The following is a 22712-nucleotide window of genomic DNA, read 5'->3' on the forward strand; positions in this document are numbered from 1 at the left end:
GTCTAGGGCCCCGTTGTCAGGGGAAACGCTCTGCGCCACGGGATCGTTCCCGATCAGGTGGTCGAATTCCGCGCGGTGGCGAGGACGCCTGTCTCAGCGGGTGCGACGCAGCCGGACGACGGTGTCGCGCACCGAGACGGTGCCCTCGCCCATGACCTGCTCGCGCACCGGCGTGTCGGCGACCTCGACCTGCCAGGGCGAGTCGGTGGCGTCGGCGCCGAGCGTGGAGACCACCCGCTCCGGCTCGAACAGCAGCCCGGGGCCGTGCGAGGAGCGCACGCCGGTCTCCACGTCCTCGGGGTGGTGGGCGACGACCAGGAGCCGGCCGCCGGGCGCCACGGCCTTCGCGATGCTGGTGTAGACCCGCTTGAAGTCGGCGACCGGGACGTGCAGGAAGCTGACCGTCACCAGGTCGTACCGACGACGTCCCCCGGGCCGCGGGTCCTCCAGCGCGTCGTACAGGCCGATGCGCAGCCGGTCGTCCACCCCGGCCTCCTCGGCGTGCTGGGCGGTCCGCTCCAGCGCCACCTCGGAGACGTCGACGGCGGTGACCCGCCAGCCGTTGCTGGCCAGCCAGATGGCGTCGCCGCCCTCCCCGCAGGCGACGTCGAGCGCGGTGCCCGGTGCGAGGTCCGCGACCTGCTCGACGAGCCGCTGGTTCGGCCGGCCGCTCCAGACCCGGTCGCTGCCGCGGTACCGCTCGTCCCAGAAATCGGCGGTGAGGGCCTCACGCATCTGCTCGAGGCTCAGGTCGTCGTCTTTGTGGTGGCGGCGCATGTCGTCACTGTCTCGCTTCAGGTGCACCTGAGGTCAATCGGCGCCGCCGAGTGGGACGGGACGGCGCACGGGCGGCTCGTGCCCCCGCTGGGGTTCGAACCCAGACTTGATCGCTTTTAAGGCGACTTCCTCTGCCGATTGGGATACGGGGGCGGACCTGCGCTGCGGCCGCGGCACATCGCCGCGGCCGGAGCGCTCACAGGTAGGTCTGGCGAGGATAGATGGCGTGCGCGCCGGCGGCGCGGTCCAGGAACAAGAACCCGTCGGTGTGGTCGATCTCGTGCTGCAGCGCCCGGGCCTCGAAGGCGTCGGTGTCGAAGACGACGACCTCACCGGTGCCGGGCAGCTCGCCGCGGACGGTGAGCCGGGAGGCCCGCTTCACGTCGCCGGTGAAGTCGGGCACGCTCATGCAGCCCTCACGGGCCTTCTCGTTGCGGCTGGAGGCGACGACCTCTGCGTTGCACAGCACGAACGTGCCGTGCTGGGTGCGGGTCTTGGGGTGCTCGCTGACGTCGACACAGAACACGCGCATCCCGACCCCGACCTGGTTCGCCGCCAGGCCGACGCAGCCGGGGCTGACCCGCATCGTGGCGACCAGGTCGGCGGCGAGCTGCACCACCTCGGGGTCGGTGGGGTCGACGTCCTCGCCGCGGGTGGACAGCACGCCGGCGGGGGCGCGGACCACGTCACGCACCTTGCCCTCGACGCCGAGCTCGGCCTCGGACCAGGCGGCCAGCCGGGCGGAGGATGCCTCCGGGGACAGGCTGGGTGCGCTCACAGCTCGTCGGCCTCGACCTCACGCAGGGTCGCGGTGACGCCCACGCGCTCCGCGGCGGCGCGGATGTCCGCCTCCACCTGCTTCGCGTCGACGCCCGCAGGCAGGTCCAGCTCGGCCACCAGCAGGTAGAGGTCGCCGGCGAGACGGGTGGTCAGGTCGGTGATGTTGCCCCCGACGGCCGCGACCTGCGCGACCACGGCGGAGACGATGCCGGCCCGGTCGCCGCCGTGCACGGTCAGCACCCACTTGCTGCCGACGGGCGCAAGCTTGACCTCGTCACGCACCGGGCGCACCGCGACGTCCAGGTCGCCACCGGCGGCCAGCGGAGCCAGGGCGGCCTCGACGGCAGCACCGTCCGCCTCGCCGCGGCACAGCAGCATCATCGCGAAGTGACCCCGCAGCAGGGTCATCGTCGAGTCCTCGATGTTGAGTCCCAGCTCGCCGAGCGCTCCGGTGGTGGCGGCGATGATGCCGGGGCGGTCGTGGCCCAGGACGGTGACGGCGTACAGGTCGGTGCTCACGTCGCCCATCATCCCAGCCACCTCACCGCACGTCGTCGGCGACCTCACGTGCCCGGCGCAGCACGGCGTCCGTCATCGGCTCGGTGAGCCTGCCGGTGAACGTGTTCTGCTGGCTGGGGTGGTAGCACCCCAGCAGTACGACGCCCCCGGCCGGCGCTCTGGAGGGTCCGGCCGAGCGCTCGGCGGGGGCCGGCAGCAGCACCTCCGCGCCGTGGGCGAACCGGGGCCGCGGCCGCGGCACCGGCCAGCCGCCTCGCCCGAGCGCGGTGAGCGCCGCGCCCCAGCCGATCGCACCGAGCGCGACCACGACCCGCAGCCGGGGCGCCAGCACGGCCAGCTCGCGATCCAGCCAGGGGGCGCAGGTGTCGCGCTCCTGCGGGGTCGGCCGGTTGGCGGGTGGCGCGCAGCGCACGGCGGCGGTGACGCGTACGTCGTACAGCCTCAGGCCGTCGTCGGGCGCCGCCGAGGTGGCCTGGCTGGCGAGTCCGACCCGGTGCAGGGCCGCGAAGAGCCAGTCGCCGGAGCGGTCGCCGGTGAACATGCGGCCGGTGCGGTTCGCGCCGTGCGCGGCGGGCGCCAGGCCGATCAGTGCGATCCGGGCGTCGGCGGGTCCGAACCCGGGTACCGGGCGGCCCCAGTACTCCTCGTCGGCGTAGGCCGCGCGCTTGGTCCGCGCCACCTCCTCGCGCCAGGCGACCAGCCGCGGGCAGCGCCGGCAGCGCACGACCTGGGCGTCCAGCCGCGCCATCGCCTCCTCGGGCTTCACCCGATCATCCTGCCCGGCGGTCCGTCAGGGGCGGACGCGTCCGTCAGGGGCGACTGGGCGGACCACACCAGGTGATTCGGCGGACCACACCAGGTGATTCGGGGAACCACAAGGAGGGTCAGCGGTCCAGGAGGGAGTAGGCGATGCCGTCGAGGATGTCGGTCTCGGCGACGGTGATCTCCTCGACACCGACGCGGCCCAGGAGCCGGGACAGGATGAGGGCGCCGGCGTCGATCACGTCCGCGCGGCCGGGGTGCATCCAGCCCAGGGCGCGCCGCTCGGCGACGCTCATCGCCAGCAGGTGGCCGACCAGTCGCTGCAGGTCGGCGACCGCGACCGCGCGGCCGTGGATCAGCTCGCGGTCGTAGGCGGGCAGGCCGAGCGCACCGGCGGCCAGGGTGGTGTTGGTGCCGGCGACGGCGATGACCGTGTCGACGTCCGCGACCTGCACGCCGCTGGCGTCGAGGGCGGCGTCGACGTCGCCGACCACGGCGGCGATCTCCACGGCGTCGATCGGGTCGTGGCGCACGTGCCGCTCGTGCAGGCGCACCGAGCCGATGTCCATCGACACCGCGGCGCGCGGGCCGGTGGCGGTCTCGCCGAGGATCAGCTCGGTGGAGCCGCCGCCGATGTCGACGACGAGCGCCGTGCCGCTCGGGGCCGCGGCGCCGAGGCCGCGCACGGCGCCGGCGAAGGCCAGCCGGGCCTCCTCCTCACCCGAGAGCACCTCGGGGTCGATGCCGAGGCGGGCGCGGACACCGGCGGTGAACTCGGCGGCGTTCTCGGCGTCGCGGGTGGCCGAGGTCGCGCAGAACCGGATGGTGGAGACGCCGGCGGACTCGATGATCGCGGCCATCTCGTCGATCGCGGTCCAGGCGCGCTCCAGCGCCTCGGGCGCGAGCCGCCCGGTGGCGTCGACGCCCTGGCCGAGCCGGATCATCCGGGCCTCCCGGCGCACCCCGGCGGGGTCGCCAATCGGGTCGCCGACGAGCAGCTTGATCGTGTTGGTGCCGCAGTCGATCGCCGCGACCGGCGTCCGGGATCCGCTCATCGCCGGTGGCGGGCGGTGACGGACATGCCCACGGCCGAGTGTCGGGGAGCCGGCGCGCTCACGCCTCCTCCACGGTGACGCACGGGCCCTTGGCCCAGTACTCCCCCAGCAGCTCCAGCACCTCGTCGCCCAGCGGGTTGACGCCCGGGCCGGCGGCCAGCGCGTGGGCGGCCAGGACGTGCAGGCACTTGACCCGGTCCGGCATGCCGCCGGCGGAGATGCCGTCGATCTCGGGCACGTCGAAGCCGCCGGCCTCCCCGACCGCGGCCCGGTCGGCGAGGTAGGCCTCGTGCGCGGCGGCGTAGGCGGCGGCGAGCTCGGGGTCGGTGCCGAGACGCTCCTGCATCTGCTTCATCAGCCCCGAGGCCTCGAGGGTGCCGATGCGGGAGTTCACCCGGGGGCAGGTCAGGTAGTAGGTGGTCGGGAACGGGGTGCCGTTGGGCAGCCGCGGCTCGGTGGTCACCACGTCGGGGTTGCCGCACGGACAGCGGTGCCCGATCGCGTGCACGCCCCGCGGCGGCCGGCCGAGCTGCGCGGCGATGATCGCCTCGTCCTCGGCTGTCGGCCGATCGCTCACTGCTTGCTCTTCTCTTCCAGGTCCGCCTTGGGGGCGCGGATGGTGTCCTTGGGGGCCGGCACCTTGCGGGGCGGGTTGCCGGCGATCTTCATGGAGTCCCACGCGTCCTCGTACCAGACCCGCTTGTCCGGGTCGGCGAGGTCGTCGGGGTCCCCGAGCTCGGCGGAGGCGTCGAGCGGTTCACCGTCGTCGTCGACCACGACGTACGGCGTCTCGCCCTTGGCGACGTAGCCGAAGCGGGCCCGGGCCTGCTGGGCCACGAAGGAGGGGTCCTCCCACCGCTCCTTCTCCTGCTCCAGCTCGTCGATGCTCGCCTTGCGCTGCGCGATCTGGGCCTGCAGGTCCTCGATCTCGCTGCGCTGCTGCAGGTAGGCCCGCAGCGAGGAGGCGTAGGAGACCGCGAGCACGGCCAGCACCAGGACCAGGATGGCCGCCCGGCCGGTCAGCCGGGAGCGTCGCCGGTGCTCGGCACGCGCCCGGTCGAGCGCGGCTTGGCGCTCCCGGGCGGCCTGCTTGCGCTCGGCCTGCTTGCGCTCGGCGTACCGCGGCCCGGACCGACCCGTGGTGGGACGGCCGGGCTTGCGGGACGTGCGGCGCTCGCCGGGGGTGGCGGCCATGGCCTCTCCTGGTCCTGGTCCTGATCTGGTCCAGTGCTGGTCGGTCTGCGTCAGCCCGCGTAGCGCGGGAACGCCGCGGCACCGGCGTACCGTGCCGCGTCGCCGAGCTCGTCCTCGATGCGCAGGAGCTGGTTGTACTTCGCGACCCGGTCGGAGCGGGCCGGGGCGCCGGTCTTGATCTGGCCGCAGTTGGTCGCCACGGCGAGGTCGGCGATCGTGGTGTCCTCGGTCTCGCCCGAGCGGTGGCTCATCATGTTGCGGTAGCCCGCGCGGTGGGCCAGCTCGACGGCGTCGAGGGTCTCGGTCAGCGTGCCGATCTGGTTGACCTTGACCAGCATCGCGTTGGCCTGCCCGCCGGTGATGCCACGCTGCAGCCGCTCGACGTTGGTGACGAAGAGGTCGTCGCCGACGAGCTGGGTCTTGTCACCGAGCTCGTCGGTGATGGTCTTCCAGCCCTCCCAGTCCTCCTCGTTGAGGGGGTCCTCGATGGAGACGATCGGGTAGGCGGCGACGAGCTCGGCGTAGTACGCCGTCATCTCGGCGGCCGTCTTGGACTGGCCCTCGAAGGTGTAGACGCCGTCGGCGTAGAACTCGCTGGCGGCGACGTCCAGGGCGAGCGCGACGTCCTTGCCCAGGGTGTAGCCGGCCTTCGCGACCGCCTCGGCGATCAGGTCCAGGGCCGCGCGGTTGGACTCCAGGTTCGGCGCGAAGCCGCCCTCGTCGCCCAGGCCCGTCGAGAGGCTCTTCTCCTTCAGCACGGACTTGAGCGCGTGGTAGACCTCCGCACCCATCCGCAGCGCCTCGCGGAACGTCGGCGCACCGATCGGGGCGACCATGAACTCCTGGATGTCGACGTTGGAGTCCGCGTGGGCGCCGCCGTTGAGGATGTTCATCATCGGCACGGGCAGCAGGTGCGCGTTGGGGCCACCGACGTAGCGGTACAGCGGCAGGTCCGCGGAGTCCGCGGCCGCGCGGGCCACGGCCAGGGAGACGCCGAGGATCGCGTTGGCGCCCAGCTGGGCCTTGTTGGGGGTGCCGTCCGCGGCCAGCATGGTCTGGTCGATCAGCCGCTGGTCGGCGGCGTCGAGACCCTCGATGGCCGGGCCGAGCACCTGGACGACCGCGTCGACGGCCTTCTGCACGCCCTTGCCGGCGTAGCGGTCCCCGCCGTCGCGCAGCTCCACGGCCTCGAAGGCACCGGTGGAGGCGCCGCTGGGCACGGCGGCCCGGGCGAAGGACCCGTCGTCGAGGAGCACCTCGACCTCGACGGTGGGGTTGCCGCGCGAGTCGAGGATCTCGCGGGCTCCGACGGCTTCGATGGCTGCCACGTGTACTGCTCCTAAGTGCCGGGGAAGTGTGGACGCGCAGGGCCCCACACTGTCGATGAACCCAGACTAGTCCCGCGGCGAGCCCGGCCCCGGCAGCACCCACCGCCCCGTGCCGCAGGTTTCGGGGCGGGGCGGCATGCTGGCTGGCGTGAGCACCCCACCGCCGTCCACCGGCCGTCGCGCCGCCCGGCGCCCGCGCCGGGTGTACGACGTGGGCACCGACCCCGACATCCGGGAGTCGCTGGCCAACGAGCGCACCTTCTTGTCCTGGGTGCGTCTCGCGCTGGCGCTGGTCGCGGGCGCGGTCGCGGTGGCCTCGCCGGCGCTGGGGTTCACCACCCCGGCACGCCTGGTGCTCTCCGTCGGGCTGCTGCTGCTCGCCGCCATCGCGGTCGGGGTCGGCTGGTACCGCTGGGAGCACAACGAGGTGGCCATCCGCACCGGCGCCCCGCGGCCCGGCTTCACCGGCGGGATGCTGTTCCTGGCCGCCGCCGGCCTGCTGCTGACCGGCGCCCTGCTGACCGCGCTGCTCTCGCACTGAGCCGGCTTCCCGCCGCCCGATCCGCCAGCTGATCCGGCACCCACCGCGGTGGTCGCGGTAGTACCGTGCCCGAACCTGCTCCACGATCGCCAGGAGGCACCGTGCTGGCCGACCTCTGGCACGCCGTACCGGAGCCGCTGCGTGACCCCGTCGCGTTCGCGGTGCCGTTCTTCGTGCTGCTCGTGAGCCTCGAGGCGCTCGCCGCCCACCTGCTCGAGGACGAGGAGCCCGCTCCGGCCGCGCCGGGCGGGCGGACGCGTCCGCCCCGCGGCGGCTACGAGCGCCGCGACGCACTGGCCAGCATCGGTGCGGGCGCGGTCTCGGTGCTCACCATGAGCGTCTGGAAGGGACTGGGCCTGGTCGTCTTCACCGTCCTGTTCGCCTACGTCGCGCCGTGGCAGCTGCCGGCGGACGCGTGGTGGACCTGGGCGATCGCGATCCTCGGCGTCGACTTCACGTTCTACTGGGCGCACCGGGTCGCGCACCGGGTGCGGCTGGTGTGGGCGACCCACCAGGCCCACCACTCCAGTGAGTACTACAACTTCGCCACCGCGCTGCGGCAGAAGTGGAACAACGCCCACGAGCTCGTCTTCTGGGCCCCGCTCCCGCTGCTCGGGCTGCCGCCGGCCCTGGTCTTCTTCGGCTTCTCGGTGAGCCTGGTCTACCAGTTCTTCGTGCACACCGAGCGCGTCGACCGGCTGTGGCGACCGGTCGAGCTGGTGTTCAACACGCCCTCGCACCACCGGGTGCACCACGGCAGCGACCCGGAGTACCTTGACCGCAACTACGGCGGCATCCTGATCGTGTGGGACCGGCTGTTCGGCACCTTCACCCCCGAGCGGCACCGCCCGACGTACGGCTTGACGGTGCCGGTGGGCAGCACCAACCTGCTGCACATCCAGACCCACGAGTACGCCGCGATCGTCCGTGACGTGCGCCGGGCACCGACGCTGCGCGACAAGCTCGGCTACGTCTTCGGTCCGCCCGGCTGGCGTCCGGTCACCGCGGCGCTCGCGGAGACGCCCACGTCGGCCTAGCGCCGGCGGCCCAGGCAGCCAAGGCGGCTCAGGCGTCGAGGCCGAGCTCGCCCATCCGCGCCATGTGCCGCTCGGTGAGCCGGGTGAACATCCGGCCCAGCTCGGCCAGGTCGAGCCCGGGACGGTCCAGTCCGCCGGCCAGCAGCGCGGACAGCGCGTCGCGGTCCGCGGCGATGCGCTGCGCCTGGGTGAGGGCCTCCCCCATCAGCCGCCGGCCCCACAGTGCGAGGCGACCACCCAGACGCGGGTCCGCGGCGATGGCGGCGCGGACCCGGTCGACCACGAACTCGGCGTGGCTGCCCTCGGCCGTCGACGACACGATCAGGTCCCGGGTGTCGGGGTCGAGGAACTGCGCGATCTCGCGGTAGAAGTCGTTGGCCAGGCCGTCGCCCACGTAGGCCTTGACCAGGCCCTCGTACCAGTCCGAGGGCGCGGTGTGCGCGTGGAACTCCTCGATCGGGTTGCGGAAGGGGCCCATCGCCTCGAACGGGTCGGCGCCGAAGTGCCGGATCCGCTCGTGCAGCGCGGCGACCTTGGCCAGCTCGGTGCTGGCCACGGTGGCGAGGTCGAGCTTGTCGCGCAGCGTCGGAGCGAGCTTGGCGTCCTCGGCGAGGCGCTCGAAGGCGGAGATCTCGCCGTAGGACACCACGGCCAGCAGGTCGACCACGGCCTCGACGTACCCGGGGTCGGCGTCGGGAGCGAGCGAGGCGCGTGCGTCGGATTCAGCCATGCGGGCAGGGTACAAGTACCATGGTCCGCGCGAACCCCTGCCCGACCGCCCCACCGAACGTGGTGGCCGAGTGGGCGGCCGCCGGGCTACTGCCCACCGTATGTGCGCGGCTGAGTGTGAATCAGCCGCATCGATTCTGGCGCCTGATGCGACCCGTACGGGCGACACTCACCGAAAGCGACACGACCCTGAGCACCGACGCGAACGACCTCACCACGCCCAGCGACATCCCCGGCGACGCCCCCGCGGCCGCCGCCGAGCCCGCCGCCGAGCCCGCCGCCGAGCCCGCCCCGAAGCCGACGTTCCGCGACCTGGGTGTGCACCCCCAGATCTGCGACTCGCTCGAGGCCGCCGGCATCGTGCACCCCTTCGCCATCCAGGAGATGACCCTCTCCGTCGCGCTGCTGGGCACCGACCTGATCGGCCAGGCACGCACCGGCACCGGCAAGACGCTGGCGTTCGGCATCCCCGTGATCCAGCGCAGCATCGCCCCCACCGATCCCGACTACGACCAGATCCCGAAGGGCAAGCCCCAGGCCCTGGTCGTCGCACCGACCCGTGAGCTCGCGATCCAGGTCTCCAGCGACCTCGAGATCGCCAGCCGGGCCCGCGGCCTGCGCGTGCTGACCATCTACGGCGGCGTGGGCTACGACTCGCAGCTCGAGGCGCTCGAGGCCGGCGTCGACATCGTCGTCGGCACCCCGGGTCGCCTCCTCGACCTGGCCAACCGCAAGGCCCTCGACCTCTCCCACGTGCACGCACTGGTCCTGGACGAGGCCGACGAGATGCTCGACCTGGGCTTCCTGCCCGACGTCGAGCGGATGCTGCGGCTGACCCCGGAGACCCGGCAGACGATGCTGTTCTCCGCGACCATGCCGGCCGCGATCGTGGCCCTGGCCCGCACCCACATGCGGCACCCGATGAACATCCGGGCCGAGTCCTCCTACGAGAACTCCACCGTGCCGGCCACCGCGCAGTTCATCTACCTGGCCCACGACCTGGACAAGCCGGAGATCCTGGGTCGCGTCCTGCAGGCCGAGGACGCCGACAAGATGATCGTCTTCACCCGTACCAAGCGCCAGGCGCAGCGGGTGGCCGACGACCTCGAGGAGCGCGGCTTCCGCTCCAGCCCGCTGCACGGTGACATGGCGCAGGTGGCCCGCGAGAAGGCGCTCACCAAGTTCCGCGAGGACAAGATCAAGGTCCTCGTCGCCACCGACGTGGCGGCGCGCGGCATCGACGTCTCCGGCGTCAGCCACGTGGTCAACTACACGTGCCCCGAGGACGACAAGACCTACGTGCACCGGATCGGCCGCACCGGCCGCGCCGGCGCGTCGGGCATCGCGATCACGCTGGTCGACGCGACCGACGTGCACCGCTGGAAGATGATCAACAAGGCCCTCGACCTGCCGTTCGACGAGCCGGTCGAGACCTACTCGACCTCCGAGCACCTCTTCCACGACCAGGGCATCGCGCCGGGCACCAAGGGCCGGATCGTGCCGCCCGCTCCCCCGGCTCCGAAGGCTGACCGCGGTGACCGTGGTGACCGTGGTGACCGCGGTGGCCGGGGCGGCGAGCGCGGCGGCCGGGGCGGCGAGCGCGCCGGTGACCGGGAGCGCCGCGAGGGCGGCGAGCGCACGCGCAGCCGGACCCGCACCCGCAGCGGCCGCCCGGCCGACGGCGACAAGGCCGCGACCACGAGCACCGGTCCCGCCGAGGCGGCTGTCGAGGCGGCTGGCGAGGAAGGCGCCCAGCGTCCCGCCGGCGCCAGCCGCAACCGGCGTCGTCGCCGTCGCTCCGGTGGCTCGGGTGCCGCTGGTGCGGCGGGCGCCTCCGGCACCTCGGAGAACGGGTCCGCCCCCGAGGGCGGCTCCTCGGCGACGCAGAGCGCCTGAGCGCACGCCCCACGTAGCGGCCACCGCCGCGAGTCGCCCCCGGGTGGCTCGCGGCGGTGGCCGTTCGTCGTACGGCGTCGCGGGCCCGGTTCGGCGCCGGGTCAGGGGGTGACGACGACCGTGGTGCCCAGCGGGGCGAACTCCCACAGCGCGATGGCGTCCGAGCGCTCCTGCCGGATGCAGCCGTGCGAGAGCGGCGTGCCGAGCTGCGCGCGGGTCTGCACCGGCTCGCCGTCGGCGACGGGGATCGTGTGGAAGCCGATCGCCGCGCCGCCGGTGCCGTAGGTGAACCGCACGAAGTACTCCATCGTGCCGGAGTCGTCGATGCCCACGGCGTGCCGGCTGCGCGAGAACACCTTGTAGGTGCCGGGCTCCAGGTTGTCGTAGACGCTGCCCGAGCCCAGGTAGGTGCGGCGCACCCGCTCGTCGGCGCCGACCAGCCAGACCCGCTGCCGGGACTCGCTGAACACCACCCGGCGTCCCTGGCCCGACTGCGGCGGCAGAGCGGTCGACTCCGCCGACGCCGCGAGGCGCTCCGGGGAGGGCGCCGGGCTGAGCGGGGTCGGTGTCGGGCTTGCCGGGGTCGGTGTCGTGCTCGGGGTGGGGCTCGGGGTCGGGGTGCCGGTCGGAAGGCTGAGCGCTCCGGCGACGGAGCTCGCGGCCTCGGAGCGCTCGGCGCCGGGCACCAGGCCGAGCGAGCCGGCCAGCGAGATCGCGGTCACCGCCACGCAGGAGGCCAGCACCGCCATCCGGCCGTAGCGCGGACGAACGTCGCGGTGCCGGCCGGGCCGTTCACGGACGTGCTTCACGGCTCAGCGGCCTGCCCGGTCGATCAGGCCGGTGGCGACCTCCCGGTAGGCCTGCGCGCCCTTGCTGCTGCGGCTGGTGGCGAGGATGGACCGGCCGGCCGCCGGGGCCTCGGCGAACTTGATGGTCTTGGGGATGGGCGGCTCGACGACCTCGAGGTCGTAGGTCTGCGAGATCGTGTCGAGCACGGCCCGGGCGTGGTTGGTGCGGCCGTCGTACAGCGTGGGCAGCACGCCCCACACCTCGAGGTCGCGGTTGGTGAAGCGCCGTACGTCGTGCACGGTGTCGAGCAGCTGGCCGACGCCGCGGTGCGACAGCGTCTCGCACTGCAGCGGCACCAGCACGCCGGTGGCGGCGGTCAGCGCGGCGACGGTGAGCACGCCCAGCGACGGCGGGCAGTCCAGCAGCACCCAGTCGTAGTGCGTCCCGGCGTCGGCGAGGTCGTCCAGCACGCCGCGCAGCACGTGCTCGCGCCCGGTGCGGGTCAGCAGGTCCGCCTCCGCACGGGCGAGCTCGATGGTGGCGGGCAGCAGGTCCACGCCGTCCTCGGTGGCGATGATGACCTCGCCGACGGCGACGCCCTTCGTGAGCACGTGGTGCACCGACAGCTCGAGGTCCTCGGGGTCGATGCCCAGCGAGAACGTCAGGCACGCCTGCGGGTCGAGGTCGACCAGCAGCACCGACTGGCCGAGCTCGGCCAGGGCGGCACCGATCGACGCCACACTGGTCGTCTTCGCGACGCCACCCTTCTGGTTGGCGACGGCGAGGACCGTGGTGCGGTGCGTAGGAGCCTGCGCGCTGTTCATCGCGGCCCATCATGCCCGACACATGCCGTGTGGCGCGCCAGGTTGCCCGCGATGTGCACACCCGTCGCTGGTTGACTTGCCCCATGCCCACTGCTCTCGTCACCGGCGCGACCGCCGGCATCGGCCTGGAGTTCGCCCGCCAGCTCGCCGCGAGCGGCCACGACCTGGTGCTCGTGGCCCGCGACCGGACCCGCCTGGAGCAGGTGCGCGAGGAGCTGGCCGGTCTCGGCGTGCACGTCGAGACACTGTCCGCCGACCTCACCGTCCCCGAGCAGCTCGCCCGCGTCGAGGAGCGCCTCGCCGACCGCGACCGCGGCGTGGACCTGCTCGTCAACAACGCAGGCTTCGGGCTCAAGGGCGCCTTCCTGGAGAACCCGATCGACGTCGAGCAGGCCCAGCAGGACGTGCTGGTCCGCGCGGTGCTGCGGCTGAGCCACGCCGCCCTCGGTGGCATGGTCGAGCGCGGCAGCGGCGGGATCATCAACGTCTCCAGCGTCGCGGCGTTCCTGCCCCGCGGCACCTACAGCGCCGCGAAGGCCTGGGTGAACTCGTTCAGCGCCTGGGCGCACGCCGAGTACGGCGGGCGCGGGGTGCAGGTCATGGCCCTGTGCCCCGGTTTCGTGCGCACGGAGTTCCACGAGCGCCTCGGCATCGACCGGGACGCCTCCGCCCCGCGGGTGCTGTGGCTGGAGCCGGACCGGCTGGTGGCCGAGGCGCTCGCGGACTTCGCCCGCGGCCGCGCGTTCTCCGTGCCCTCCAAGCGCTACAAGGTCATCGTCGCCGCGGCCCGGCTCGTGCCCCGCCCGGCACTGCAGCGCCTGCAGTCGCTCGGCCGGAAGTAGGCCTACCCCTCGCCGGCGACGAACGCGCGGATCGCGTCGGCGACCAGCTGCACCGCGATCGCGGACAGCAGCAGGCCGGCGATGCGGGTGACCAGCAGGACGCCGCCCTCACGGATCACCCGCAGGATCGGCAGGGAGAACCGCATCGCCAGCCAGAGCGCGACATGCACGGCGACCACACCGATCACCACGGCGGTCCCGCTCTCCCAGCTGTCGATGCCTTGGACGAAGAGCATGGTGGCGACGATCGCGCCGGGTCCGGCGAGCAGCGGGGTGCCGAGCGGCACCAGTGCCACGTTGGCGTCCCCGGTCGCGGTGGGCTCCTCCTCCTTGCCGGTCAGCAGCTCGAGGGCGACCAGCAGCAGGAGCAGGCCGCCCGCGCACTGCAGCGCGGGCAGGGAGATGTGCAGGTAGTTCAGGATCTGCTGGCCGAACAGCGCGAACAGGGTGATCACGAAGAACGACACCGCGACCGCCTGCCAGGCGAGCCGGCGCGCGCTGGCCGCGCTGCGGCCCGCGGTCAGCGACAGGAAGATCGGCACGGTGCCGACCGGGTCCATGATCACGAACAGCGTCACGAAGACCTCGACGAGCAGGACGTGCTCGACCATCACAGCTCCTTGCCGGCGACCCGGGTGGGCGAGCCGAGGTCGGCGGCGCGCTGCAGGATCCGGGCGAGCTCGCCGGGTGCGGTCGTCTCGCAACCCAGGTCGTGGCCGACCTTGCCGGCGCCGTGGTGGTCGCTGGAGCCGGTGACGAGGAGACCGAGGCGGCCGGCGATCTCGCGCAGCCGGGTGCGCTGTGCCGGGGTGTGGTCGAGGTGGTCCACCTCGAGCCCGACCAGCCCGGCGTCCGCGAGCCCGGCGAGGGCGGTCTCGTCGAGCACCTCGGCCGAGCCGCGGCCCCAGGGGTGGGCCAGCACGGCGACGCCGCGCGCACCGCGGACCACCTCCAGCATCCGGGTGAGGTCGGCGGCGTACCTGTCGACGTACGCGGGGCCGCCGTCGGCGAGGTAGGCCGAGAACGCCTCGGCGCGGCTGGCGACCACGCCGAGCCGCACCAGCAGGTCGGCCACGTGCGGGCGGCCGGTGACCAGGTTGTGGCCGGAGACCTCGGCGAGCGCCTGCTCGGTGGCGGGGATGCCGAGGTCGCGCAGGCGGGCCAGCATCCGAGGCACGCGCTCTTGGCGCGCGGTCACGATCGCGTCGAGCTCGGCACCCAGGGCGGGGTCGTCGGCGTCGGGCAGGTAGACGAGCAGGTGCACCCCGGTGCCGCGGAACCGGGTGCTCACCTCGATCCCGGGGACCAGGGAGATCCCCGCCACCTGCGCGGCCGCAGCGGCCTCGGTCCAACCCGCCGTGGTGTCGTGGTCGGTCAACGCCACGACCTGCAGCCCGGCCCGGGCGGCCGCGTGCACGAGGTCCGTGGGGGAATCGGTGCCGTCGCTGACGCGCGAGTGCGTGTGCAGGTCGATCCTCACGCCGCGCAGGCTATTCCTGTACGGCGCACGGCGGTGACGCGCCCCGCCCTGAGCACACGGGAGGGGTCTCGTCACCGGGCTCTCACCAGGCCGGCGCGGCGCCGCCGAAGGGCAGGGCGACCAGCTGCGGTCCCGTGGCGGAGACGTCGCGCACGATCCACTCGTCGCGCAGCAGCAGGACCGCGGAGGCGGGCCGCAGCACCAGCCAGAGCCAGCGCCCGCCGGCCTCGCCGGCGAGCACCGAGCGGTCCCACTCCCCCGGCGACGTGCTGATCGACACCGGCCACAACCCCACGGGGTGCTGCTCGACGCGCAGCCGCACCGGCGGCGGTCCCTCTCCGATCTCGGGCCCGGGATCCCAGCGCTCGGCCCCGCCGTCGCCCCGCAGGCCGGCCACCCGGGCACCGAATCCGGTGCCCGGCTCCTCGCTGATCACCATCACGTCCACCGGCCCGTCGAGCTGGCTGGCGCCGGAGACGCAGGTCATCGTCGCCACCGCGCCGTCTGCGTCCGAGACGCTCGCGAAGTCGCTGACCGTCCACCCCGGCCCCAGCGGCCACGGCAGGTAGGTGGGGAACGGCGCGGAGCGGCGCAGGTGCTGCGCGAAGCTCTCGTAGCTCGCGGCGACCGGTCGTCGCAGCGCCGGGACCCGTCCGTGCTCGGGGCAGGAGAAGCCGCCGTCGCCGACCTCGGCGACCGGCACCGGGCACCGGGGGCACTCCGCCCTCCGCAGGGCGGGATCGGGGGCGTCAGGCTCCTCGCGCGACATGACCGCAACCGTGCTGCTCGCCGGCCCTTCTCGTCAAGAACATCCGGCCTCCGGATGCCCGGGCGCCCGGGACACCGCCGTGGCAGGATCCGGCCATGCCCGACCTCGAGCGCGCCTGGGTGGGGCGACATGGACTGGCGCGGCACCGGCTGGCGGTGGCGACGGCGTTCGCGACGCAGGGCTTCGTGTTCATCGGGCTCACCACCCGCCTGCCCGACCTCAAGGACCGCTGGGACCTCTCCGAGCTGGACGTCTCAGGGGTGCTGCTGGTGATCGTGCTGCTCGCCGGAGCCGGCTCGGTGCTGTGCGAGCGGCTGGCGCGCCGTACCGCCAGCGCGGCGCTGCTGCGCACCGGGCTGCTGCTCATCGGCGCCGGGGCTGCGGCGATGCTCGCCGTGGACGTGTGGCCGGGGTTCCTGCTGGGCGTCGGGGTGTACGGCGTGGGGCTGGGCATGGTCGATGCCGCCACCAACATGCAGGCGGTCGCGATCGAGCGTGGCTACGGCCGCCCGATCCTGCCCAGCTTCCACGGCGCGTGGACCTTCGGCGGCCTGCTCGGCGCCGGGCTGACCCTGCTCACCGCCGGTGTGGGCCTCGGCTGGAGCGCCGGGATCGGGCTGGTGGCGGTGGTGGCCGCGGGCGCGGCGTTCCTGCCGCGCTCGGTCACGGCGCCGGTCGACGACGCGGACCCCGAGGTCGTGGCGGCGCTCGCCGCGAGCGTGCCGTGGCGGCCGATCCTGATGGTCGGCCTGGGCATGGTCGTGTTCTACATGGTCGACACGGCGGCGCAGGCCTGGGGCGCGGTCTACCTCGACGAGGTGCTCGACGCGCCCTCGCGCTGGGTCGCCCTGGCCACGCTGCCCTACCTGCTGGCCAGCCTGGTCGTGCGCCTGGCCGGCGACCGCCTGGTGCGCCGCTACGACGCCCCGCCGGTGCTGCGCACCGGTGCCGTGGTGGCCTGCACCGGTCTGGTCGTCGTCACGTGTGCACCGACGTGGCCGGTCGCGGTGCTCGGCTTCACCCTGGTCGGCGCCGGGATCTCGGTGGTGGCGCCGCTCAGCTTCTCCGCGGCGGCGAGCCTGGCCGGCGGGTCGGTGGAGCGGGTGGACGCAGTCATCGCGCGGTTCAACCAGTTCAACTACGTCGGCGGCCTGGCCGGCGCGGTGCTGACCGGTGTCGTCGGCGCCGACGAGCTGCGGCTGGGGTTCGTGGCTCCCGCCGTGTTCGTCCTGGGCCTGCTGGTGCTGGCCCGGTGGTTCCGGGCCGCGCCGGACGCGGCGCGGTAAGCGCGGTACGCGCGGGGAGGGAACGCGACGGCGCTCCGGGACGTCCCAGGCATCATGAGTGCCATGTCCCGCACCACGACGAGCCCCACCGCCACGCCCCTTCTCCTGTCACGTCGCGGGGCGCGGGTCCCGGCTCCGGCCGTCGCGCTGGCCATCATGCTGGTCGTCGTGCTGGGGGCAGCAGGGTGCTCACGCGAAAACGACGACGCCCGCGATGCCACCTCCGCCTCCGCCTCGACCCCCGCCTCGACCCCCGCCTCGACCCCCGCCTCGCCGCCGGCTTCGTCCGCTCCGGGCTCCGAGGGGAGTGACGCCACCACGCCTGCCTCGCCGTCGGGCGGGCCGGCCTCGCGCACGTTCGACGAGCGCGACTACACCTACCTGCTCGAGGTGGTCTGCTACTGCCCGCCGGTGGGGCCGGTGCGGGTCACCGTCGCCGACGGCGAGGTCCGCGACGCGGTGCTCACGACGGGTGAGCCCGGTGCCGGCGCACCCGGGGACCAGGCGCCGGCGCACACCCGCCTCAGCATCCAGGACATCCTCGCCGAGGCGAACGACCCGGCCGCGGCCGACGTACGGGTGGACTGGCCGGCTGCCGCCACGCACCCCGACCGTGTCAGCATCGACCGCCGCGCCGGGGTCTTCGACGACGAGGTGACCTACCGGATCAGCGACGTGCGCGTCAGCGCGGGATGAGGGCCCAGTAGTCCAGGTCGAGCAGCACGCCGGCGGCGTGCTTGCCGGTCTCGGCGTCCCGCAGCGTCATCGACTCGTCGCGGTCGCGGGTGGCCACCAGGCGCAGCCGCAGCGCACCGACGCCGGGAGCCGAGGTCTCGGCCTTGTCGAGCACCTCCGACCACGCGTACACGGTGTCACCGGCGAACGCCGGGGCGGTGTGGGCGCCGGCGTTGATCGCCGCGATCAGCTGGGCGTTGGCCAGACCGTTGAACGACAGCGCGCGGGCCATCGAGATCACGTGGCCGCCGTAGATCAGCTGCCGGCCATCAGGGCGGGCCTGGGCGTTGAAGTGCACCTTCGCCGTGTTCTGCCACAGCCGGGTCGCCTGCTGGTGCTCGGACTCGGTGAGGGTGACCCCGTCGACGTGGTCGATCTTCTCGCCCACCTCGTAGTCGTCGAAGCGGTGCGGCTCGCCGGCGGCGGCGAAGTCGTAGTCGGTGAAGTCCAGCCCGGTCGGCAGCACCAGGTCCTCGGCGGCCACGGCGGCGGCCAGCTCGGGCACGACGGTCTCGGGCGCCGGCGCCTCGGGGTCGCGCTTGTGCACCATGACCCAGCGCGCCCAGTCCAGCGCCACCTCGCCGCGCTGGTTGGTCGCGGTGGAGCGCACGTAGACGACACCGGATCTGCCGTTGGAGTTCTGCTTGAGCCCGATCACCTCGGAGGTGGTGCTCAGCGTGTCCCCGGGGAGGACCGGACGGTGGAAGCGGCACTCGGCGTAGCCGAGGTTGGCGACCGCGTTGAGCGAGATGTCCGGGACGGTCTTGCCGAAGGCGACGTGGAAGGCGACCAGCTCCTCGACCGGGTGCGGGTCGAGGCCGACGGAGGCGGCGAACTGCGCCGATGACGGTACGGCGAAGCGGGTCGGGTAGAGCGAGCCGTAGACCGCTCGGTCCCCTTCGGTGACGGTGCGCGGGGTGGCGTGACGCAGCACCTGCCCGACGGAGAAGTCCTCGAAGAAGTTGCCGGGGTTGGTCTTGCTCACGACAGCTTGTACTCCTTGAGGAGCTGGCGGCCGATGATCATCTTCTGGATGTCGGAGGTGCCCTCGCCGATGAGCATGAACTTGACCTCGCGCATGAGGCGCTCGATCTCGTACTCCTTGGAGTAGCCGTAGCCGCCGTGGATCCGGAAGGAGTCCTCGACGACCTCGTTGGCGTACTCCGAGGCGACCATCTTGGCCATGCCGGCCTCGACGTCCATCCGCTTGCCGGTGTCCTTCAGGCGCGCGGCGCGGACCATCATCGCGTGCGAGGTCTCGACCTTGGTGGCCATCTCGGCGAGGCGGAACAGCACCGCCTGGTGCTCGGCGATCTTCTTGCCGAAGGTCTTGCGCTGCTGGGCGTAGGAGACGCCCAGCTCGAAGCCGCGCCAGGCCAGGCCGCAGGCGCGGGCGGCGACGTTGACGCGGCCGACCTCGACGCCGTCCATCATCTGGAAGAAGCCCTTGCCCGGGGTGCCGCCGAGGATCTGCTCGGCGGCGATCTTGTGGCCGTCCAGGATGAGCTCGGTCGTCTCGACGCCCTTGTAGCCCATCTTGTCGATCTTGCCGGGGACGGTGACGCCCTGGGCGGTCTCGCCGAAGCCGGCCTCCTTCTCGACGAGGAAGGTGGTCATGTTCTTGTAGACCGACTCGGCACCCTCGTCGGTCTTCACGAGCAGCGCGACGAGCGTGGAGCTGGCGCCGTTGGTCAGCCACATCTTCTGGCCGGTGATCGAGTACGAGCCGTCCTCGGCCTTGGTCGCCTTGGTGGAGACCGCGGAGACGTCCGAGCCGAGGCCGGGCTCGGACATCGAGAACGCGCCGCGCACCTCGCCGGTGGCCATGCGGGGCAGGTACTTCTGCTTCTGCTCGTCGGTGCCGTGCTTCATGAGCAGGTAGGCGACGATGAAGTGGGTGTTGATGACGCCGGAGACGCTCATCCAGCCGCGGGCGATCTCCTCGACCACCAGGGCGTAGGTCAGCAGCGACTCGCCGAGTCCGCCGAACTCCTCGGGGATCGTCAGGCCGAAGACGCCGAGCTCCTTGAGCCCGTCGATGATGTCCTGCGGGTACTCGTCGGCGTGCTCGAGCTCCTGCGCGACGGGAATGATCTGCTCGTCCACGAAGGTCCGGACGGCCTTGAGGATCTCGGTCTGGTCTTCGGTGAGCCCATCGGTCTGGCAAAGCCGCGTCATCGGTTCCCTTTCGCTACGAACGACGCCAGCACTGTACCCACGAGTAGGAAGCTCTCTCCGCGCCGCCCGGGCTGCGGACGCCGGGGTGCCTCGTGGGCCTGCGGCGCTAGCATCGGCGACCTGACACGCCCCGCCTGCCGGCAGGGCGGGACGAGACCGGGACGGAGGTGCGCACCATGGCCCCGGACGAGCCGCCCCGCGCAGGATCCGGCGACGCAGCAACCGGTGACGCAGCAACCGGTGACGACGCACCGCGGCGACGAGGCGCTCCCAAGCGCCGGGCGCCCCGCACCGCCACCGCCCACCTTCCGCAGATCGCGCTGATCGCCGTCGTCCTCGTGGTGCTCGCGGCGGTCGCGGTGACCGCCGGTGGGTCGCCGAAGCAGCCCACCGCCGGCCCCGCGACCGCCTCCGACGCCCCCTCCGAGGGCGCCGGCCCGGACGACGCCGCCTCCACCGAGGCGACCCCCACGCCGTCGGCCACCATCCCCGAGATCGTCGCCCTGACCCCCAAGCAGCTCGACCGGCGCTACCGCCGCAAGGGCATGGTCCGGGTGGACCGGCCGCCGACGTCGAAGCCGCTGTCCTTCACGGTGGCCACGCTCAACGTCCTCGGCGCCTCGCACACCAAGGGCCGCAACAAGCGCAAGGGCTTCGCGGGCGCGATGGCCCGTCTGCCCGGGCAGGTGCAGCTGCTGAAGAACAAGGACGTCAGCATCGCCGGCCTCCAAGAGCTCCAGGTGCCCCAGGCCAGCGGCTTCGAGCAGCAGGCCGGCGACGTCTATGACATCTACCCGGGCATGCGTCTGGGACCGCGGCACACGGAGAACTCGATCGTGTGGCGCAAGGCGGACTGGGTGCTGGTGCGCGGGGAGGTCACCGACATCCCGTACTTCGGGGGCCGGCCCAAGAAGATGCCGCACGTGCTGCTGCGTCACCGCACGACCGGGCACCAGGTGTGGGTGGGCAACTACCACAACGCCGCCGACGTGCACGGCCCGGCGGCGAGGTGGCGGCGTGCCGCAGAGCGCATCGAGGCCGACCTCGCCCGCACCCTGGGCGCCGACGGCACCCCGGTGCTGATGACCGGCGACTTCAACGACCACGCCCCCTTCGCCTGCAACTTCACCGCCCTGTCCGGGATGCACTCCGCCGACGGGGCGCGCACGGACAAGGCCGGCAGGTGCCGGGTGCCCCAGCGGATGTACGTCGACTGGATCCTGGGCACCACGAAGGTGCAGTTCAGCGAGTTCACCCCCGACTTCGTCACCCGGGACAAGCGGTTGAGCGACCACCCCGTGTTCACGACCGTGGCCACGTTGCCGGCGCCGGTCGACGCCAAGCGCTGCCGGTTGGAGCCCTCGACCGAGGGCAGCCTCTGGTACTGCCCGAAGTGAGCCGCCGCCGGGCCGGCGGACTCAGCGCTTGAGCGGGTCGCCGATCCCGTCGCGGAACCGCTGCAGCGCCTGCCGGGCCTGCTCCTCGTCGCCCTGGCGCAGCGGCACCAGCAGCTCGGTGACGACGTCCAGCAGCTCGGCGAGGCGGAGGTTGAGCTGGCGCGTCTCCTGCACCTGCTGCTCCAGCTCGCTCACCCGTCGGCTCAGCGATGCCACGAGACCACCATCCTCACGGTGTCGAGATGCCCCTCGCCGGGCGCCAGCGGCAGCTCCGCCTCGGCCGTGCTGAGCCGGACCAGCTCCTCGATGCCTCCGCCGCTGGCGGCGACCAGACGCTCGAGCTCGCCCACACCCACCGGCTGCAGGCCGCGGCGGTGGGCGGCCTCGCCGTCCTCGACGATGACCTGCAGGTAGGCACGCCCCTGGTCACGGGTCAGCATCCGCGCCAGCAGCAGCAGGTTCCGGCGGCCGGCGGGGTTGGTCGCCTCGAGCACGTGGCGCGCCAGCACGATCCGGGGCCCGGGCTCGGTGGCCAGCGCGGCGCCGGTCTCCAGCACCGAGCGCAGCTCGGTGAGGCTGGTCCAGCGGAACGCGGCGTCGGCGCCGCGGCGCTGGGCCAGACGCTGCGCACGGCGCAGGTCCGGCGGGAAGTAGTCCACCCCGACCGCGCGATGTCCCTGACCGGCCAGCCAGACCGCGTCGTGGCCCCGGCCGCAGCCGACGTCCACGGCCAGCACGGCGTCCGGCTCCCGCTCGGCGACCCAGCGTGCGAACCGGCTCGGACCGCTCTTGGGCTTGGCCACGTCCCCGGTCCGCTCCCGGACCCAGCGCTCGTCGAGCCCGTGCCGGGTGCCTCGGAACCAGCCGTCGAGGCGGCGTCGTACGGACGCCGGCGTGCCGAACTTGAAGGCCGGGTCGGGCTTGCGCCAGCCGGGGCCGTACATGACCTCGAGCAGCCGCTCCGGCTCGGCGGGGACGGGAACGGACCGCCCGGCGAGCTCGGCGGTGCCGAGCGGGAAGATCCACTCGCGCTGGAAGGGGTGTCCCACCTCCCCCATCAGGTAGAGCTGCCCGTCGCGCAGGAAGCCGCCGAAGACGTCGAGCCCGCGGCTGGTGCCGTCGCCCTCCTCGACCATCACCTTGAGGCCGAGACCGCTGTAGCGCTGCACCCGGTAGCCCATGGCCTCGAGGTCGCGCTGCACGCGGAAGGACTCCGCGGTGACGTCGACCGGGTACTCGAACCGGCTGACGTAGCCGAGGTCGGCGTCGGAGTCGTGCCCGATGAAGTCGCCGTCGCGTACGGCGCCGAGGAGCGTGCCGTAGGCCACGAACGGCTCCAGGCCGGCGCGCCGCAGCGCCTCGGCGACGATCTCGATGGCGTCCTGCAGCGGACGGAGCTGGTCGGGGTCGCGGTCAGCGAAGAGCCGCATCAGCCGCATGCTCTTGTCCAGGCCCATCGGGTTGCCCTGCTTGTCGCGGACCGCGACGCGTCCCTCGCCGTCGCCGAGGACCGCCTCGACCTCGGCCCAGGTGCTCCCCTCGTCCCCGCTCGGGTCGGCCAACCCGACGCGCACCGCGCCCGACAGGAAGCCGCGCAGCACGGGCGGCCAGGCCAGGAACCGTTCCCCGTCGCGCTCCTCGGTGTCGCGCAGCAGCCAGAAGGAGAAGACGCGCTGGTCGTCGAAGAGCACGTTGACGGGCACGTCGTCGGTGGCCTGCAGCGTCACCCCGGCGTCGTCCACCCGGAGCCGCGAGACCGTCGTTCCTCGTCGGTCGGCTGCTGGCACCGGCGCA

Annotated in this window: 25 protein-coding genes and 1 tRNA gene; 7 read left to right on the plus strand and 19 right to left on the minus strand. The window is 73.2% G+C overall.

Going from position 1 to position 22712, the window contains the following annotated elements; genetic code table 11:
• Nucleotides 1-93 precede the first annotated feature (93 nt).
• The 9 genes from KG111_RS12635 to eno form a co-directional block, all read right to left on the minus strand.
• Nucleotides 94-777, minus strand: coding sequence for an SAM-dependent methyltransferase (locus tag KG111_RS12635; RefSeq protein WP_205291992.1), 684 nt, complete (start codon nt 775-777; stop codon nt 94-96).
• Between the two features lie 79 nt (nt 778-856).
• Nucleotides 857-930, minus strand: a tRNA-Leu gene (locus tag KG111_RS12640).
• A 43-nt stretch (nt 931-973) separates the two neighbouring features.
• A complete protein-coding gene (locus KG111_RS12645; protein WP_249666123.1) occupies nt 974-1555 on the minus strand; it encodes a peptide deformylase in 582 nt (193 codons plus the stop codon).
• Entirely contained in the window at nt 1552-2076 is a 525-nt protein-coding gene (locus KG111_RS12650) for a glycine cleavage system transcriptional repressor (RefSeq protein ID WP_249666124.1), read from the minus strand. The genes KG111_RS12645 and KG111_RS12650 overlap by 4 nt, the downstream gene beginning before the upstream one ends.
• Before the next feature lie 22 nt (nt 2077-2098).
• Nucleotides 2099-2842 (minus strand): uracil-DNA glycosylase, encoded by a 744-nt coding sequence (locus tag KG111_RS12655; protein ID WP_283770553.1) that lies wholly within the window; start codon nt 2840-2842, stop codon nt 2099-2101.
• Between the two features lie 118 nt (nt 2843-2960).
• A complete protein-coding gene (locus KG111_RS12660; RefSeq protein WP_205291993.1) occupies nt 2961-3893 on the minus strand; it encodes a Ppx/GppA phosphatase family protein in 933 nt (310 codons plus the stop codon).
• Nucleotides 3894-3951: 58 nt separating this feature from the next.
• The gene (locus KG111_RS12665) at nt 3952-4470 is read right to left on the minus strand and encodes a DUF501 domain-containing protein (protein ID WP_205291994.1); all 519 of its coding nucleotides are present in this window, start codon (nt 4468-4470) and stop codon (nt 3952-3954) included.
• Nucleotides 4467-5087, minus strand: coding sequence for an FtsB family cell division protein (locus tag KG111_RS12670; RefSeq protein ID WP_205291995.1), 621 nt, complete (start codon nt 5085-5087; stop codon nt 4467-4469). Before KG111_RS12670 ends, KG111_RS12665 begins: the two co-directional genes overlap by 4 nt.
• A 50-nt stretch (nt 5088-5137) precedes the next feature.
• Complete coding sequence (gene eno, locus KG111_RS12675; RefSeq protein ID WP_205291996.1) at nt 5138-6415, minus strand: phosphopyruvate hydratase; 1278 nt, start codon at nt 6413-6415, stop codon at nt 5138-5140.
• Nucleotides 6416-6563: 148 nt separating this feature from the next.
• Between eno and KG111_RS12680 the strand changes: the two genes are divergently transcribed.
• Complete coding sequence (locus KG111_RS12680) at nt 6564-6956, plus strand: DUF202 domain-containing protein (protein WP_205291997.1); 393 nt, start codon at nt 6564-6566, stop codon at nt 6954-6956.
• A gap of 101 nt (nt 6957-7057) precedes the next feature.
• Entirely contained in the window at nt 7058-7993 is a 936-nt protein-coding gene (locus KG111_RS12685) for a sterol desaturase family protein (RefSeq protein ID WP_249666125.1), read from the plus strand.
• A gap of 28 nt (nt 7994-8021) precedes the next feature.
• Here the strand turns inward: KG111_RS12685 and KG111_RS12690 are convergent, their stop codons facing one another.
• Nucleotides 8022-8723 (minus strand): ferritin-like fold-containing protein, encoded by a 702-nt coding sequence (locus KG111_RS12690; RefSeq protein ID WP_205291998.1) that lies wholly within the window; start codon nt 8721-8723, stop codon nt 8022-8024.
• A gap of 146 nt (nt 8724-8869) precedes the next feature.
• Here KG111_RS12690 and KG111_RS12695 point away from each other — a divergent pair, with 146 nt between their 5' ends.
• Complete coding sequence (locus KG111_RS12695; RefSeq protein ID WP_205291999.1) at nt 8870-10618, plus strand: DEAD/DEAH box helicase; 1749 nt, start codon at nt 8870-8872, stop codon at nt 10616-10618.
• A gap of 101 nt (nt 10619-10719) precedes the next feature.
• On the opposite strand, the gene KG111_RS12700 is transcribed toward KG111_RS12695, so the two are convergent.
• Entirely contained in the window at nt 10720-11427 is a 708-nt protein-coding gene (locus tag KG111_RS12700; RefSeq protein WP_205292000.1) for a L,D-transpeptidase, read from the minus strand.
• A gap of 3 nt (nt 11428-11430) precedes the next feature.
• Nucleotides 11431-12231: a ParA family protein gene (locus KG111_RS12705; protein WP_205292001.1), complete on the minus strand. Its 801-nt coding sequence runs from the start codon at nt 12229-12231 to the stop codon at nt 11431-11433.
• Between the two features lie 83 nt (nt 12232-12314).
• Here KG111_RS12705 and KG111_RS12710 point away from each other — a divergent pair, with 83 nt between their 5' ends.
• Entirely contained in the window at nt 12315-13073 is a 759-nt protein-coding gene (locus KG111_RS12710; RefSeq protein WP_205292002.1) for an SDR family NAD(P)-dependent oxidoreductase, read from the plus strand.
• 2 nt (nt 13074-13075) lie between these two features.
• On the opposite strand, the gene KG111_RS12715 is transcribed toward KG111_RS12710, so the two are convergent.
• From KG111_RS12715 to KG111_RS12725, 3 genes are all read right to left on the minus strand, one after another.
• Nucleotides 13076-13684 (minus strand): MarC family protein, encoded by a 609-nt coding sequence (locus tag KG111_RS12715; RefSeq protein ID WP_205292003.1) that lies wholly within the window; start codon nt 13682-13684, stop codon nt 13076-13078.
• Nucleotides 13684-14553, minus strand: a complete 870-nt coding sequence (locus tag KG111_RS12720; RefSeq protein WP_205292004.1) for a PHP domain-containing protein — start codon at nt 14551-14553, stop codon at nt 13684-13686. Before KG111_RS12720 ends, KG111_RS12715 begins: the two co-directional genes overlap by 1 nt.
• A gap of 82 nt (nt 14554-14635) precedes the next feature.
• Nucleotides 14636-15322, minus strand: coding sequence for a DUF6758 family protein (locus KG111_RS12725; protein ID WP_240195887.1), 687 nt, complete (start codon nt 15320-15322; stop codon nt 14636-14638).
• A gap of 41 nt (nt 15323-15363) precedes the next feature.
• On the opposite strand from KG111_RS12725, the gene KG111_RS12730 reads away from it, so the two are divergent.
• Both KG111_RS12730 and KG111_RS12735 read left to right on the plus strand, forming a co-directional pair.
• Nucleotides 15364-16608, plus strand: a complete 1245-nt coding sequence (locus KG111_RS12730; protein WP_349772017.1) for an MFS transporter — start codon at nt 15364-15366, stop codon at nt 16606-16608.
• A gap of 63 nt (nt 16609-16671) precedes the next feature.
• Nucleotides 16672-17304, plus strand: a complete 633-nt coding sequence (locus KG111_RS12735) for a DUF6174 domain-containing protein (protein ID WP_205292006.1) — start codon at nt 16672-16674, stop codon at nt 17302-17304.
• Here the strand turns inward: KG111_RS12735 and KG111_RS12740 are convergent.
• Nucleotides 17291-18328: a MaoC family dehydratase gene (locus KG111_RS12740; RefSeq protein ID WP_205292007.1), complete on the minus strand. Its 1038-nt coding sequence runs from the start codon at nt 18326-18328 to the stop codon at nt 17291-17293. The genes KG111_RS12735 and KG111_RS12740 overlap by 14 nt on opposite strands.
• Nucleotides 18325-19521, minus strand: coding sequence for an acyl-CoA dehydrogenase family protein (locus KG111_RS12745; protein ID WP_205292008.1), 1197 nt, complete (start codon nt 19519-19521; stop codon nt 18325-18327). The genes KG111_RS12740 and KG111_RS12745 overlap by 4 nt, the downstream gene beginning before the upstream one ends.
• Nucleotides 19522-19697: 176 nt before the next feature.
• Between KG111_RS12745 and KG111_RS12750 the strand changes: the two genes are divergently transcribed.
• The gene (locus tag KG111_RS12750) at nt 19698-20918 is read left to right on the plus strand and encodes an endonuclease/exonuclease/phosphatase family protein (RefSeq protein ID WP_205292009.1); all 1221 of its coding nucleotides are present in this window, start codon (nt 19698-19700) and stop codon (nt 20916-20918) included.
• A gap of 21 nt (nt 20919-20939) precedes the next feature.
• On the opposite strand, the gene KG111_RS12755 is transcribed toward KG111_RS12750, so the two are convergent.
• Nucleotides 20940-21134 (minus strand): DUF6752 domain-containing protein, encoded by a 195-nt coding sequence (locus KG111_RS12755; protein ID WP_205292010.1) that lies wholly within the window; start codon nt 21132-21134, stop codon nt 20940-20942.
• Nucleotides 21122-22705 carry a LicD family protein gene (locus tag KG111_RS12760; RefSeq protein WP_205292011.1) on the minus strand — a complete coding sequence of 528 codons (1584 nt, stop codon included), beginning with the start codon at nt 22703-22705 and terminating at the stop codon, nt 21122-21124. The genes KG111_RS12755 and KG111_RS12760 overlap by 13 nt, the downstream gene beginning before the upstream one ends.
• Between the last annotated feature and the right edge of the window lie 7 nt (nt 22706-22712).

This window comes from Nocardioides faecalis (genome assembly GCF_018388425.1).
Taxonomy (GTDB): Bacteria; Actinomycetota; Actinomycetes; order Propionibacteriales; family Nocardioidaceae; genus Nocardioides; species Nocardioides faecalis.